The organism is Enterococcus sp. DIV0660C, assembly GCF_017316125.1.
In the GTDB taxonomy this organism is placed as follows: domain Bacteria; phylum Bacillota; class Bacilli; order Lactobacillales; family Enterococcaceae; genus Enterococcus_B.
The window spans coordinates 75,712-91,183 of record NZ_JAFLWA010000038.1 but is presented as its reverse complement, the minus strand read 5'-3'; the positions used below and the strand labels follow the sequence as shown (position 1 = coordinate 91,183).

Annotated in this window: 15 protein-coding genes; 3 read left to right on the top strand and 12 right to left on the bottom strand. The window is 35.5% G+C overall.

Going from position 1 to position 15,472, the window contains the following annotated elements:
• Nucleotides 1-7: 7 nt before the first annotated feature.
• The 6 genes from DOK81_RS10510 to DOK81_RS10485 all read right to left on the bottom strand — a co-directional run bounded on the left by DOK81_RS10510 (nucleotide 8) and on the right by DOK81_RS10485 (nucleotide 8,068).
• Nucleotides 8-586: a WxL domain-containing protein gene (locus tag DOK81_RS10510; protein WP_206910660.1), complete on the bottom strand. Its 579-nt coding sequence runs from the start codon at nucleotides 584-586 to the stop codon at nucleotides 8-10.
• Complete coding sequence (locus tag DOK81_RS10505; RefSeq protein ID WP_206910656.1) at nucleotides 583-942, bottom strand: LPXTG cell wall anchor domain-containing protein; 360 nt, start codon at nucleotides 940-942, stop codon at nucleotides 583-585. The genes DOK81_RS10510 and DOK81_RS10505 overlap by 4 nt, the downstream gene beginning before the upstream one ends.
• Before the next feature lie 14 nt (nucleotides 943-956).
• Complete coding sequence (locus DOK81_RS10500; RefSeq protein WP_206910653.1) at nucleotides 957-3,137, bottom strand: MucBP domain-containing protein; 2,181 nt, start codon at nucleotides 3,135-3,137, stop codon at nucleotides 957-959.
• A gap of 128 nt (nucleotides 3,138-3,265) precedes the next feature.
• A complete protein-coding gene (gene wecB, locus DOK81_RS10495) occupies nucleotides 3,266-4,363 on the bottom strand; it encodes a UDP-N-acetylglucosamine 2-epimerase (non-hydrolyzing) (RefSeq protein ID WP_206910651.1) in 1,098 nt (365 codons plus the stop codon).
• 120 nt (nucleotides 4,364-4,483) lie between these two features.
• Nucleotides 4,484-5,788: a glycosyltransferase family 2 protein gene (locus DOK81_RS10490; RefSeq protein WP_206910649.1), complete on the bottom strand. Its 1,305-nt coding sequence runs from the start codon at nucleotides 5,786-5,788 to the stop codon at nucleotides 4,484-4,486.
• Nucleotides 5,789-6,076: 288 nt separating this feature from the next.
• Nucleotides 6,077-8,068, bottom strand: a complete 1,992-nt coding sequence (locus tag DOK81_RS10485; RefSeq protein WP_206910647.1) for an Ig-like domain-containing protein — start codon at nucleotides 8,066-8,068, stop codon at nucleotides 6,077-6,079.
• A 355-nt stretch (nucleotides 8,069-8,423) separates the two neighbouring features.
• On the opposite strand from DOK81_RS10485, the gene DOK81_RS10480 reads away from it, so the two are divergent.
• The gene (locus tag DOK81_RS10480; protein WP_206910645.1) at nucleotides 8,424-9,101 is read left to right on the top strand and encodes a hypothetical protein; all 678 of its coding nucleotides are present in this window, start codon (nucleotides 8,424-8,426) and stop codon (nucleotides 9,099-9,101) included.
• 87 nt (nucleotides 9,102-9,188) lie between these two features.
• On the opposite strand, the gene DOK81_RS10475 is transcribed toward DOK81_RS10480, so the two are convergent.
• From DOK81_RS10475 to DOK81_RS10460, 4 genes are all read right to left on the bottom strand, one after another.
• Entirely contained in the window at nucleotides 9,189-9,752 is a 564-nt protein-coding gene (locus DOK81_RS10475; RefSeq protein ID WP_206910643.1) for an N-acetyltransferase, read from the bottom strand.
• 60 nt (nucleotides 9,753-9,812) lie between these two features.
• On the bottom strand, nucleotides 9,813-9,992 hold the full coding sequence (locus tag DOK81_RS10470) for a hypothetical protein (protein WP_206898682.1): 180 nt from the start codon (nucleotides 9,990-9,992) through the stop codon (nucleotides 9,813-9,815).
• An 83-nt stretch (nucleotides 9,993-10,075) separates the two neighbouring features.
• Nucleotides 10,076-10,594 (bottom strand): PepSY domain-containing protein, encoded by a 519-nt coding sequence (locus tag DOK81_RS10465; RefSeq protein ID WP_206910641.1) that lies wholly within the window; start codon nucleotides 10,592-10,594, stop codon nucleotides 10,076-10,078.
• 95 nt (nucleotides 10,595-10,689) lie between these two features.
• Nucleotides 10,690-11,070, bottom strand: coding sequence for a VOC family protein (locus DOK81_RS10460; protein WP_206910639.1), 381 nt, complete (start codon nucleotides 11,068-11,070; stop codon nucleotides 10,690-10,692).
• A 145-nt stretch (nucleotides 11,071-11,215) separates the two neighbouring features.
• On the opposite strand from DOK81_RS10460, the gene DOK81_RS10455 reads away from it, so the two are divergent.
• Together DOK81_RS10455 and pnuC are read left to right on the top strand one after the other, a co-directional pair.
• Nucleotides 11,216-12,286: an endonuclease/exonuclease/phosphatase family protein gene (locus DOK81_RS10455; RefSeq protein WP_206910637.1), complete on the top strand. Its 1,071-nt coding sequence runs from the start codon at nucleotides 11,216-11,218 to the stop codon at nucleotides 12,284-12,286.
• Nucleotides 12,287-12,500: 214 nt separating this feature from the next.
• A complete protein-coding gene (gene pnuC / locus DOK81_RS10450) occupies nucleotides 12,501-13,250 on the top strand; it encodes a nicotinamide riboside transporter PnuC (RefSeq protein ID WP_206910633.1) in 750 nt (249 codons plus the stop codon).
• A gap of 203 nt (nucleotides 13,251-13,453) precedes the next feature.
• Here the strand turns inward: pnuC and DOK81_RS10445 are convergent, their stop codons facing one another.
• Together DOK81_RS10445 and pcp are read right to left on the bottom strand one after the other, a co-directional pair.
• On the bottom strand, nucleotides 13,454-14,737 hold the full coding sequence (locus DOK81_RS10445) for a hypothetical protein (protein ID WP_206910631.1): 1,284 nt from the start codon (nucleotides 14,735-14,737) through the stop codon (nucleotides 13,454-13,456).
• Between the two features lie 83 nt (nucleotides 14,738-14,820).
• The gene (gene pcp, locus DOK81_RS10440; RefSeq protein ID WP_206910628.1) at nucleotides 14,821-15,465 is read right to left on the bottom strand and encodes a pyroglutamyl-peptidase I; all 645 of its coding nucleotides are present in this window, start codon (nucleotides 15,463-15,465) and stop codon (nucleotides 14,821-14,823) included.
• Nucleotides 15,466-15,472: the final 7 nt, after the last annotated feature.

The following is a 15,472-nucleotide window of genomic DNA, read 5'->3' as shown; positions in this document are numbered from 1 at the left end:
TACAGTTTTAGTTATTTTCAACTGTATCATTCAATGTCCATGTTAAAGTTGTTTTGTATTGTCCTTGGACTTTAACAGTAGCACCTGGAACACTTAATGTTGAAGAACCTTTCGCAAAGTTTTCAACTGCTGTACCATTCCCTTCACCTTTTTGAGCATCCATAACTAAGCTTGCTTCTCCTGTTGGTTTCAATGCAATGCCTGTTTTAACGTTTGCAACCGCAGTTGATGATGCATCTAACGTTGGTGTATCTAATGTGATTTGTGCATTTGTCAATTCATTTTCACCATTTTTAAATTGGCCTGTTTGAGCAACTTGTAAATTCCAACCTGTTAGTGTTCCACGAATATCTTGAACAGTTGCTTTTGTATCTGTTTCAGATTTATAACTTTCGTCGTTTGCAGAAATTGGATGATTACCAAAATCTAAGTTTGCTGCTTCGATTAATTTCAATCCATCAGCAGGTGTAGTAAAGCCGACATTTCCGTCAGTTGTTTTCGAATCCACTGCGTCAGCATGGATTGTAGTCCCACCAATTGTTAAAGTACCGAATAAGATTGCTGTTGATAATAAAAGTTTTTTCATTTTTGTTCGTCCTCTTTTCTTTTTTTTAAAAATATAATTAACATAGATAAAACTATGGCTAACCCAATAATAAATAAATAACGTTCATCTTGACTCCCTGTTTTTGGAAGGTTTTTTCCTGAACTTTGGTCAATTTTTGGTGATTCTGTTTTTTCTTGTGGCTGATCATTAATCTTGCCTGAAGTATCTGGTTGATCTGATGAATTACTATTCGAATTATCGTCAGAAGTTTTGTAGAAGCCGACAACAGCTTGAGAATCTTGTTTGTCAACTTCTCGTGCGAGTGTAATTCGTGATGAACAAGCAAATATCATAAAAACGGAAGCGATTAATGTCAGTAATTTCATTTTTTTCATCTCGATCGCCTCTCCTAGTTATTGGAAACTGTATCTTCAACAGTCCATTGTATCGTTGCATCGTATTCATCAAGCACTGCGCCACCCGACTTCACGTGAAGGAATAGTCCAAAGTCATCATTCCAGTTTTGAGAAATATCCGTCACTTCATGGTTTTCAGTTTGTTTTGAGTAAATCATTGCAGAATTAGCTGAATTAATAGTTTGTACCACACCGTTTTCATCCTTATAATTCAGTGTTCCATCAAGTTTTCTACCCGTTTGTTTACCAGTAAATTCTTGCGTGAGTTGTGCAGTTACGCTCCATTGAGAGCCTAATTTTCGGAAATCTTGAATTTTCAAATCATTCTTTTTGTCTTGTATAGGATACGTTTCATCATTTCCTGATAGAGGGTGTTCACCAAAGCTGATTGTTTCAGGTGCTTCCACAAATAACAAATTTCCACGATAGACATACTTAACGGTCTGTGCTTGATCCGTAAATTTACCGGTTGCGTTATCTGGAGTTGTCAATAGCTGATACCCGTCGATCGTTAGCGCCTCTGTTTGATAAGGGTCATCGATTTTTCCAGTGAGCACTTTGTTAGGTGCGATTTCGTTGCCATCTTCATCAAGGTACATCACTGTAATGGGGGCTGCTGCTGCTTTTTCGATAATATGAATTATCGCTGTTTTTTTAGTAGTATGACTGGTTGAATTCGTTACTGTGTATTCAACTGGATAATCACCCACTACATTCGGATTGACTTGTGAGTAATCAACCGTGATGTCCTTAGTGATATCACCATCATTCGTGTCTTTCGCCGTGATATTCTTCATGATTTCTTCTTTGATGTTCGAATCATTCAAATAACCTGTATAGAAGGTTTTATCTTCAGCCTTTATATTTGGAAAAATTGTACTTTCACCTTCACTGCTAAATAAGTTATTTAAGTCAAATCTATCGGTTATTGTTTCACTAGTAGCTTTATTCGTTTTATAAACCCATGCACTTGTATGATAAGTAAGCGAATCACTATCAACATGTGCTTGCGCTGACATCAAGACTCTGACTTTGCTACCAAGTAAACTACCTTCATTTTTCGTTCTAAATGTAGCAGTTACTTTTTGAATACCTCCAGAAGGCTCTATTCGTAAGTTATATTCACTGGGATCAATTGCTTGTAATTTGCCAGTTGACCAACGGTTATATAACTTAAAATCACTGGCATCAACTGAGATATTCGCATCGGTTACTCGATTTCCTTCACCATCGTAAGGAATTATTTGCCAAATGATCGTATAGAAATCGTCTGGTCCTAGCTCGTAGTTAATCAATGGATTGGCCTCAACAAAGTTTTGGATTACGTCACTTCCACGACCAAACATTCCTGTTGGAAGACCTTCAACCTCTGTGCCGTTCTTACCAATAAAATTACCAGCATCTTCTGTCGAGATTCCCCAAAAGGCATTTGCCAGTCCGTAAGCAGGTGGCGGATTTTCTCCATCATCTTTTACTTTAAAGTTAGGATTCGCATTGTTAACAGCGTGCGTCGTACCGTCTGGATCAGTAGAAGTAATATTCACGTTATAGCTTTTCCCCTCTTCGCCAATGATTGTTCCTGCAACAACAAATGAAATATCTGCATTCCCCACAATTTCTTTTTTCAGCTCAAAAGTCACTACTCCAGTAGCAGGATCTTTCGTCGCATTAAAGTACTCCGCAATTATTGGATCTGAAAGGACTAAACCATTGATATCAATACCATCTAACGGAAATGTGATAACGATCTTTGTTCCAATTGGAATCGAATTACCGTCTTTATTTGTTAGATGAACCTTTCCTTCATAGCTTCCACCCTTAGAATATTCATTAGCATCTGCACTATAGGAAACACTTCCATCTTCAAGAGATACCGTATTGATTTTTTGATCATCGTCACTTGCTTTAGTAGTTGTATCAGTTGTTACAGTTTTGTCTGTCGTTGGGTCTGTGCTAGTTTTCGTTTCTGAAGTTGACGTCTCACTAGTACTTGTCGTATCAACTGTTACTTTTTCATTTGTCGGATCCGTACTACTAATCGTTTTTTCAACGACTTCTTTTGAACTTTCAGCAACTACCGAGACACTTGAGCCTACTAAACTGGAAGATACACTTAGAAGTAACATCGAACTGATTCCAATCGTTTTAAATGTCTTCTTTTTGATTCTTTTCAAGTTTGCTTCCCTCCTTCCCCTTTCTATCATCTTAGAAAATAACGCCCCCTTTCGTAATCTAGAATACCTTCTTCTCACTATGATTTCTTTTCTATTTTTCAAAAGCCATTTTGAATTTATAAAAAAAATCAAAAATGAAAATAATTTGCTAATGCTTCAAGGATATATTTGCTCGCGTGGCCGTCTCCATATGGATTGGTTGCCCCACTCATTTTTTCATACACAGAAGCATCCACAAGTAGTTCTTTAACTTCTTTGTATACCATTTCTTTCTGAGTTCCAATCAATTTTAAGGTTCCTGCAGCTACACCTTCTGGGCGCTCCGTTGTATTTCTCAACACAAGAACAGGAACACCTGTATAGGGTGCCTCTTCTTGTACTCCACCTGAATCAGTAAGAACTAAATAACAACGACTAAGCACATTGTGAAAATCATTAACAGATAATGGTTCAATCAGCTTCACTTGTTTCGATTGACTTAAATGACTAGCAACTAAATTTCGTACCTTAGGGTTTTTGTGAATGGGAAAAATGACATTAACATCTGGAAATTCAGCAATCAGTTCATTGATTGCTTGACAAACGTCGATCATAGGCTGACCGATATTTTCTCTTCGGTGCATCGTGACTAAAATTGTTCGCTTTCCTTTTTCTAAAATTGAATTCTCATATTTTTCCTGAATCGTATAATTCATCATGTCAATTGCTGTATTTCCCGTGACAAAGATTCTCTTTTCGATATGCCCTTCTCTTACTAAATTTTTTTTACTGATCGTAGTTGGTGCAAAATAAATATCGCTAAGAACATCCGTCATTTGTCGGTTCATCTCTTCTGGAAACGGACTGTGTTTATCCCACGTTCGTAAACCTGCCTCAACATGACCAATCGGTATTTGTTTATAAAACGCTGCTAACGCTGAAGCAAAAGTAGTCGTCGTATCACCATGTACAAATACCATATCTGGTTTCTCTATTTCTAAAACATCCCCTAAATTTTCTAAGATCATTTGGGTAGTATCTGCTAATGTTTGGTTTTCTTTCATAATGTTCAAATCATATGCTGGCGTAATCTCGAATAACTCTAAGACTTGATCCAACATATCTCGATGCTGACCAGTTACAACAACGATTGGTTTGAACATTTTACTTGATTCCATTTCTAAAATTAACGGAATCATCTTGATTGCTTCAGGACGGGTCCCGAAAATTATCAGGATTTTTTTCATGTATTTCATTCTCCATTTCCTTTATACTGATAGTAAAAAAAGAGCTAATATGCCAAAAACAATCAGTAAATATAAAAGATTTCTGCTATAAATTTTTCGTTTATTTTTCCGTACCATTGATTACTCCACCTTTTCAAATTTGGCTGAATGAACTGTTTTATTCCATTTATTTTGGGGTCTGAACCATGTAAAGAATCCAACAATTTGCGCAATCATATATGTCAAAGAGTTGTATATAAAACTATAAACAAGTCTTAAGAAAAAGCTGACTTTACTCATCAAAGTTTTCTTTGCTTTAAAATACGGTTCCGCTTCTTCAAGAAAATACAAGGTGGGAATCAAAAGAAAGTTGAATGCTTCCATCCCTACCCAAAAAATCAATAGTGAGAATAATTGTGGCAAATAACCTAATAACCTAAAATCAAGAAGACTAAAAAATAAAATAATCAAAAATGCAACTGGTCTGACCATTGAATAAGAATAAAACAACGTTTCAAATTTGCTCATAAATTCATTGATTGACTTTACTTTAAATAAGGAGTTAATTTGCTTGAATGTTGTCGAAAATGCAACATACCAATGTCCTTGTGCCCATCTTGTCCGTTGATTATGACTAGCTTTAAATGAATTTGGCTTTTCATCATGAACCACTGCAAAATGATTCCAACCACTTTTTTTCCCTTCGATAGAAAGCTCTACTTGTAGCTCAAAATCTTCCGTATAACTTCTGGGGTTCCAACCACGTTGTTCTAAGTAGATCGTATCCAAGATAAATCCAGTTCCACCAATTGCTGCATTCCAACCGAGCAAATAATTAGCGTATTGAACAGCTCTATTTGTAATAAAATACACAGCAGCATAGCCTGAAGCAGTAATCGAAGTTGCAACATTTTTCATTCCTAAATATCCTTGGATAACAACAAACTCTGGATGGGCAATAATTTGTGAATTCATCTCGGTTAAGTAATTTTCATCAACAATATTATCTGCATCAATAAAGGCAATATAATCATACTTTTTCCAGTGATTTGTCTCGATATATCGCGCGATTGCATGTGGTTTTCCTCTTGGTTCATCCGGTTTTGAATGATTCTCAAAAACTAACGCATTTTCTAATTCACTCACAACTTTCGCTGTATTATCCGTACAATTATCAGCAATTACGACAATATCAAAAAGTTCATAATCATATTGCTGATTCAATAGGGCTTGAACCGTATCTCCAATTACATCTTCTTCGTTGTGCGCTGGGACTAAAAACAAAAATTTTTTCGTTGGAGAGACAATTGAGTAATCTCTTTTTGGTTTTTTTATGCCGAAAATAGATAATGTTGTAAAAAAAATCAAATTTCCAAACACTAAGATAATCAGGCAGACACAAATAAAACTCAGTGCATTAAAAACAATATCTGGTAAAACAAACATAGTTACACTCCTCAAACTTTTCAGATATGGATAAGAGATATCTTTATGCTAAAATCTCTATGATGATTTTTCCCCCCTCGTAAAATTCTCTACCTCTTTGATCCTGTCGAACATCTTAACACCATCAAAAAACAGATTTCCTTTTTAAATTCTTAATCGCAATTAAAATTTTGGAAAATAATATGATTATCCCAAAATTAAAATAACAAAAAGACATATCCAGAAACCGTAGAAGATTTCCAAATACATCTTTTAAGTGGATCATTTTAGTTTTCGTACGCATGCGTCTCAACCAATTTGGATATAACCAACATTTCCTTGATTGATTGGTGTCGCTGTCGTATTACTTGGTAATGTAGTAGAACCAATTTCTTTAAAAATCGTATGATAATTCGGATCTGGATTTTGTCCAGAACCTGGCGTCACATCTAAATCTTCTGAATCATAGTGATCACCTATTGACATCGAGATAACCAATTTATATGTGCCTGATGGAAGTTGAGCTAAGTCATCTTTCGTAATGATTGCTTGATAACCATTGTACACTCCTGTATTATACCAATCTGTATTAACACAGTTCACTGAAAATACCGCATTATTCTCAGCATCATATAAAGACATCACTTTATGAACATTATCTGAATTCGTCAAGTCGTAATCAGCATTATCAATGGATCCTTCCAAGATCAGACCATAAGATTGCCAATAACCTAATTTGAAGTGATTAATTGTTTCGACATCTAAATGCTTCACTACTTGATCAACAGGCTCACTTTGTTGCCCATCTTTTTCTTGTACCACTGTAATAACCGTTCCAGCCTCTTGTGGTGTAATATCAATTGACCATTTTCCATCCGAGCCTACCACAGTTCGACCAATCTCAACACCGTTGATGGTTGCGATGATCGTATCTCCGGGAACACCTATCCCAGTTATTTTGTTATCTCTGTCATAAACTTCATTAAAGGAAGGTTTAGGAACTTCTTCTGCGATGTCATCACCAATTACTAATTTATAAGGATTTTTGTACGTTAGCTTACTTAATATATCCGCGATATTCGACTGGATCACACTTCCAATACTACCGCCTTTCATGTTAAAGCTAGCTTCCAAGTGTTCATTAACTGCGAAATCCGGTTTTTCAGTTATAGATGTCTCCCAACCAGCAATATGATCAGTTGTAAGATTAAGAATCCCTCTTTCGCCAAAGTTCGTCGCAAGATCCCCCAAAATCCCTTTTAATTCAAGCTTTTTCATTCCATTAAAAGTCATAGTCACGTCAGGTCCAGTTTTGATAACATCTGCATGGACATTCTCATTATGGTCAATCACAATACTTGATTCAGGATTAGCTACTAATTCTTTATTAACAATGAGTGTTGGTGATCCTGGGTGGATTGTTTTTTCACGATTGACTGATAGCAACGCATTACGATCAATTGTTACTGTACTAAAACCATTATCTTTACTAAGTTCTGCAGCAGAAATAAATTTTACCTGTGCACCAGATTTGATACTTAAATCCAAGTTGCCAGCACTATTTTGGAATGCTTGGGCACCTTCATTCAAAATATTCACCTGTGCATCTTCATTGATGGTCAAGGAAGGATGAGCTGAAGTAAAATTAAAGGTTGTATCTGTATTTCCAACATGCTTCACATCAAAATTACCTGCAATCGACATATTTGCAACTTCCGCAAATTGTTTGACTGGAGAAACAGAATCAACATTTGCGATTTCAAACGTATTATTTCCAAAAAAAGTCGCAGTTCCACCAGAATTTCTAAGGAACTGTGGTCCAGTATAGCTAATATTCTCAAAATTTGTTGTCACATTTTTAGCAATTTCAGCAATCCCAATCGTTCCATAGTAATTTTTTCCTTCAATTACTGCATTTTTCAAATTAACTTCTTTTGTTCCTGTATTAGAAGAAACGTGAATTGTATCATAAAGACTTGAGGAATTTTTTTCTGTCAACTTATGTCCTTGAAAATCAATTGTTACCGATGCTTTATTCTTACTGATTGAGATCCCAGAAGTCATCACAATATCATTTTTAACAATCACATTTGTGATATTGTTGTTTCCCTCTAAATAATTTTTCAGCTGAGTAAAATTTTCCACATATTGTGTTAATCCCGAACTACTTTGAATACCTACAACTTCTTCTGCGTGTGTAATAATTGTTTGACTACCGATGATTTGACCCGTTAAAGTCAAAATCATTGTTGCGGATACAATACCCTTCAAAATCCTTCTGCAATACAAATGTTTCTTCATTTTTTCATCCCCTTTACTAAGTATGCTTTAATAATATTTTTTAAAAAAATGAATGTCAAAGTTATTTTATTATTATTTTTCAATTTTAATGCTAGATTCCTTGCGTCACTTGACATTCCTCATTTTTTAAGATTGATTTTCAAAATTAAATAAACTAAAAAAAGCATAACATAAAATAAAAACGTTATTTTAAAAAACATAAAATGCACATGTTATTCTTTTCACAACAATCTTTTTATTTAGTAAAAGCACAGATGTTATGGTTATATATCGCTGTTTGACGAAAACGCATACCATCTGTATCATCAGTTATGTAATAAAATTTATATAACAAAAAAATAAGTGAGGTAGAGAAATGAAAAAAACAGTTTTAGCAAGTTCATTAGGGTTACTTTTAGCAGTTGGCACACTTGGAACACCACTTGTGCACGCAGATGTTCAAGAAAATAACGTTATTCAAACATCAACAGTTAAAGAAGGTGACGTTGGAATTGATCCTTACACTTTGATTGTTGCTGCAAATGGAAACTTAGAAGGTCAAATGGTTCCTTATATTGAAGGACTAGATTTCACAGGAAAAATGGATTTACACTACAGTGCTCAAAACTACGGTTTTGTTGATGGCGATATTGGTGTACTAATGATTAAACTACCTGAACAATTTAAGTTCGTGGCTTCTGTACCTGATTTTGCAAAACACATTACAGGCAATGTATCGGCAAAAACAATTCTAGGACATAACACTGAGCCAATTTCTCCAGAAAACGTTCAATCTTATTCAGACCGTATTTTGATTACAGTCCCAACTTCACTCTGGATTGGTCAAGGAGATGTAACAGCCGATATCACTATTGATTACGGTGGATTTTTAGCACAATACCCAACGCTTCCAATCCCAGATGCACCTATGGGATATGAGTTCCAAGCACAATTAAAATACGATTCTGCTATGTGGGACGTTATCACTGATCCAATAATCGGAACAGATAACGAAACACTCTTCACAACAGACACTAGTGCGATTTACAAATAGATCCATTCAATAAAAAACTCCTGAGACATACTGAGTGTCTCAGGAGTTTTTTCTATTATTCAAACCTAATCAATCTACAAACTACTTTTATATTGTTTTTTGCATGTGTTCATATTGATGTCCACTGATTTTCATTTCTTCAACAACCTTAAAACCATGACGTTCATATAATTTTTTTGCTTGTGGATTTTGTTGGTCTACACTCAAACCGATGGTTGCTCGGTTCGCTTTTTCTGCTAACATTGGCAACGCCTCTAATAATTTAGAACCAATTCCTTTTCCTCGAAATTTCTCAGAAACAGAAATCGTATCCAGATACCATTCATTAGGAAGCGTTTCTTTATCTATAAATAAATATTGATCACGTGGGAGTCCATGTTTTTCTAAAATATCAGCCAAAGGCAAATCAATCACAGGTTCTTCCTCATCTGTGTAACCAAAAGCAATACCTGCCACTTTGCCATCTATTTCTTCAACGATCCCACGAGTATAGCTATAACGATAGTTAGGATCAGCTATTGCATCAATTAAAACTTCAATTGTTTTTTGCTCACCAAAGGTTTGAACAAAAGGTAACTCCATATCTTTCAAAATGACCAAAATCAACGGCGCAATTTCAGGTCCGTCTTCTTTTTTTGCAAAACGAATCATAGTTATTCTCTCTCCTTTTCTTGCCATTGTAGCATTTGGAAAAAGAAAGTGCAAAATTCGTTATTTTAAATAATTTTCAATTTTTTGGGTAACAAAGTAACCGTGAGAGACTCGTTTCGCTGCTTCTTCGCGACAATAAGGACAGACAATTGGCACCTCTTTATCCACGTGTTCTACAACATTTCCAACTTCATGATACGCAAATCTTTTACCACAATGTGGGCACACCATCTTTTCCATAATCTCAACTTCCTTTCGGTTTTCACACTTTTAGATTACTCTTATATGCAAAAAAAGAGAAGTGATAACCTTCTCTTTTCGGACTATGTTGATATTAAAAATTGTCGGATTTTTTTCTCAGCTAAAAGATGGATATTGTAGTAAAACTTTCCTTCTTTTTCGAGAATTTCCCAAGCATGAACTTTCGCTCGTTTATTCCCAGAAACAGCGATTGCCTCTTTCATAGCCACTTGTGGTTTTTTGACGTTGCGCAGTTTTTTTATATCTAATTGTTTCTGATTTTGTTTTTTTTGTTGGCTAACAGCTCTCATCGTTGCTTTTCCTGTCGTTGGATTGACAACAACTTCATGATCTTTGTCTACAAATAAATAACTATAAGCTGAACTAGCAGTTCTCTTAACTTCATCAGGTAAAAAAAAGCCGATACTTGTTACTTTCTGACTGTGTGCTTCCTCTTCAAAAATTGAAATGGCTTGTTCTAGAGAAATTTGATAATCTTGCTCACTCAGATCATCTGGTTGAAAAGTCGCATTTAACAAACCCATTCCACCCGCAACACCAACGAACACTAAAGCAGCCAAAGTAAGAACGATTTTTTTCATTTGCTTACTCCTTTTTCCCAATTTTTTTTCAGTATACCAAGACTCTATTTTTGGAAAAATCGAAGCAAGTGAAAAAGAAGTGACAGTTTTGTTATCTATTCATGTAATTCAAGTGGCAAGCCATCTGGATCAAAGAAAAACGTCATTTTTTCCCCTGTAAAGGTATCTGTTCTAAGCGGCTCTGTTTCAATCCCCATTTCCTGAAGTTCAGCTATAACTTGTTCAATCCGATCGACTTTAAAAGCCAGATGGCGTAACCCACATGCTTCTGGATAATTGGATCTTGCTGGTGCAGAAGCAATTCCAAAGATCTCCAATTCAGTCTCTCCTAATCTTAAGTCTAGTTTGTAATCATCTCTATCTGCACGATAATTTTCACGAATTACTTCAAAGCCTAATTTTTCGACGTAAAATTCTCGTGATTTTTGATAATCAGAAACAATGATTGCTACATGGTGGATAGTTGATAAGTTCATTATTTTTTTTCCTTTCTTAACTAAAACAAAAACTTGTTAGTAAAACTTTTAGAATCATGATAATTTCATCTATTTATTATAATCACAAACTCCTCGCTTCTTAGTTGAATTACTGCTAAGATAAAGATGTTTCAAGGAGGAAAAAATGAAAAAATCACTAAAAATACTTTTATCAATACTCGCAATTCTTTCACTTATTATAACAGTCTATGTTGGCTATGTGTATCTAAGTTATCACCGAGAAGCCGATGATCAGGTACTCCCTATCCAGTCAAGTAGGGCAGCTAAAGATATCCAGACAACTCAAGATTATCGAATCATGACCTATAATATTGGTTATGCCGCCTATCCGCCTAATTATAGTTTTTTCATGGATGGAGGCACTGAGTCACGCGCATTTACTAAACAAAATGTTCAACATAACTTACAGAAAATTCAGGATGTTATTCAAGAACAACAACCAGACTTTGCCTTCCTTCAAGAAGTTGACAAAAAGGCAACTCGTTCTTATAACGTGGATGAAGTTACCGCACTTTCACAAAATTTTAGCGACTATTCATCTGTTTATGGTCAAAATTATAACTCAGCTTATCTTTTTTATCCAATCACGCAACCGATTGGTAAATCACAATCCGGTCTGGTTACTTTTAGTAAAGGAATGATTGCTGAAAGTACACGGTATTCTTTACCCATCGAGACTGGATTCAATAAATTTTTTGACTTAGACCGTGCATTTACAGTAAGTAAGGTTCCTGTTGCAAACGGCAGATTTCTTTCCCTTTATAACTTACATCTTTCGGCTTATACAAAAGATCCTGCTATCCAAAAAGCACAAATCAAAAAACTAGCTGCACAATTGAAAAAAGATCAAGCAGAAAAAAATTATGTTATTGTAGGAGGCGACTATAATCATACGCTACTACCTGACAGCGAAAAAATTTTTGGCAAAGCAAAAGAAGAACTAAGTTGGACACACGCATTCCCTGAAGAACTTTTACCGAAGGGCATGCACATCGTTCGCAAAAATTTAGCTGAAAAAGCAGTTCCTTCTGTACGCAATTTAAACGAAGCTTATCAGCCAAACAAAACTTTCGTCACGTTAATTGATGGATTTTTGGTTTCTGACAATCTTTCAGTCAAAAATATCCAAGTAATTGATACGCAGTTTGCTTACTCAGACCATAATCCAGTTCAGATGACATTCTCACTTCAATAAAAAGAAAAGCCAAGAGTCAGGTAATTGACTCTTGGCTTTTTTGTTTAAGCTATGCTTTGAAATGTTTTCTTTTTTTCAGAAATTTAAAATAAAAATATCATAACACAGATTTTTTTTAATTGTAAGACTAGATTTTATCATTTAAAAGCATACAATAGATTGTGGTAAAAAAATCTAGAGACACTACATTTTGTGTCTAAAGGAGTTCTTATACATGAAATCATATTTTCATTTTCTAGCTCATCAGCTAAAAGGCTGGCCTCAACAAAATTATTATCTTTTCTTTTTTAGTCTGGGATGTCAAATAATGACACTCGTGAATAGCCCTATTACTTGGCTATCGATTATTGCCTTTATCGGAACTAATTTAGGTGTTTTATGTATTCTATCGATCAACGCTGCGAAATCTGTGAATGGTGTCTTAGGCATTTTATCTGCCATTTGTTTCATCATTGTTGGCTTTTCAGCTAAAAATTATTTAAGTATTGGTGAACAGATTGCTTATATGGTGACTTTGGACATTCCGGTTTTATTAAGTAAAGAATGGAACCACAATATGGCTTCAAAAATTCGTAAATTTACTGGTAAAAGTTGGTTCATCGCAATTATTGGCACAATTCTTGTTTATTTTGTTTCAGGCTTCTTGATTGGTCGTTATACTGACGATCCTCGTCCTTGGATTGATGCAATTGCTTTTTCAATCAGTCTTTCAGCTGGTATCATTAGCTTCTTGCGATACAACAATCAATACTATTGGTGGTTAGCTTCTGGTCTAGCTCAAATGGTTCTTTGGTATGTATCGTTTACACATGGTTCTGCAAGTCTAGCAATGTTTGTTAACAGCTCTGTTTACTTATTAAACGATGTTTTGGCCTTTACAGTTTCTCCTTGGTACAACCAAAAAGAACGTGAAAGAATGCAAAAAATGGAAGAAGAATATTATCAGACGCATCAACATGCATAAGGTTGTGGCGCAAAACGTTCAACTCCGACTAGATAGCGAACAGACACTCAAAATAGCTTTTCATATTTTGATGTGAATGCAAGCTATATTGAGGAGTTGTTTTGGGAACACCGTGGATAAAGGTTGTGGCGCAAAACGTTCAACTCTGAAAACATCTTGAAACAAAAAAAAACTACTGTGACTTTTTCGTCACAGTAGTTTTTTTATAACAATTCTTTCAATAGTGATTTAACTTCTGGCTTTTCTAAGTAAAGAGAATGTTCTAGTTTTTGATAATAATCTAACGCTTTTTTTTGTTCTTTTGAAAAAACATACTCTCGTTGTTCAAAATCAACAAGCACTTCAGCGATTTTTTGGTTGTGGAGCGAGTGAGCAAGGCCTTTCCATTCTTGTGTGCCTACCTGTTTACTGGTTGATTTGACTTTAGCGGTCGGCGAGGATTCTCGACGTAGGGCTTTTAAAAACCCATTACGGATCACTCTTGGCAAACTATCAAAAAAACCTTCTGTAAATCCATAACAAGCATACTTTTCCCAAATCAAGGTGTAGATAGCCGGTTGGATAAAACGCTGTTGTTGTGCACACTCCCTCGCTTCAGCTAACTGATGTGTTGGTTGTTCTCGATTAAACAAACGCAGTTCCGCAATCAACGAGTCAAAGTAACTGACTGGTAATTTCGCCTTTGTATCTCGCAAGACAACTTGCCAATCTTTTCGCAAAAATGAACGGTAATTTGTCAGAAATTCTTCAACGTCCCTCGTTAGTTCTTCTGTAAAATCCTCAAATAATTCCTTCTTTGCTCGACTTTTCTTTGGTTGATTGGCAATCTGTTCCCCCATTTTTTTGATTTCATGCGCTAGTGCCTGATAGTCTGCTAAATAAATAGGCATCTGTGCTTGTCGAAAATCTGCTACTCGTTTAGCCAGATGAACGTCTGGCAAATACGGCCGTTTTATTCGTCGATTGTGGTACAAAGAAAAGAGATATTCTTGCCACAACTCTTCTGGAAATTCGATATTTTGTTGTTTTAGCCATAGTAGCTCATCCAATGCTAAATCAACTTTTGTCATCCCTTGATGGATTGAACTCGCGATTGTTGGTGAAACGTGCAAATGTTCGGCAAAGTGATTGATTCCTAGTTTTAGAATTTTTCCTGTTTTTGGCGATTTAACGATGTATTGAACTTTTAATTCTCGCCCACAATCACAATATAACTTTTCTTGTCTTCGGGAAGTCCGAAAAAAAGGATTGATTTTAAAATCAGCAAATACCCAGTCTGTAGCAGCTAAATAATTTTCTTCCATAAAGCGTGAATTGATTAAATAGCGCCGATATTGATCAACTAATTGGCGTTGTGGTTTCGTCAATCGTTCATAAATTTCAAAGCGTTGATTGCTGGTATATTGTTTTGATACTTTGATTGGATAATTCTTTTTGTTTAGTTCTTTGGGAAACCATTCTTCAAACACTGCTTTCCATTCTTCCATAACGTTTCCCCCTTAAAAAAGAAGCTGAGAACTAACGATTCGTTAGTTGCCAGCCTCTACCTCTACTATTTGATTACTAATTATTAGTGAGTCGTACCTGCATTACCAGAAATATCGTGTTCATTTTCAATTGCAGCTTCAACCGCATATGTTAATGAATCGGCAATATCATCTAATGACATAGAAGCTGTACCTACTGGGCGATCAATTACTTGATCAGGTGAAAATGGCACATGGATAAAGCCACCACGAATGGTCGGAAATTCTGTGTGAAGGACATGTAATAAACGATACATGATATCATTGCAGACAAACGTTCCTGCAGTATAAGAGATATATGCTGGTAGTCCGTGATCGTGAACATTTTTAGTCATTGCTTTGATTGGCAATGTAGTGAAATAAGCGGCTGGTCCATCTTCTTCCAATACCGTATCAAATGGTTGGTTTCCTTCATTATCAGGAATACGCGCTTCTGCTAGATTGATTGCTACTCGTTCAAATGAAACGGCTGAGCGACCTCCTGCTTGTCCAACACAGATAACAATTTCTGGTTGATGTTCTTTAATGGCTTCTCTAACTACTTGGCTACTTTTGCCAAATACAGTCGGTACTTCTAATTTGATAATTTCTGCTCCCGCAATCTCTGCAGGCATTTTTTTTACAGCTTCATATGCTGGATTTACTTTATCGCCGCCAAATGGATCAAAACCTGTTACTAATACTTTCATCTTTTGT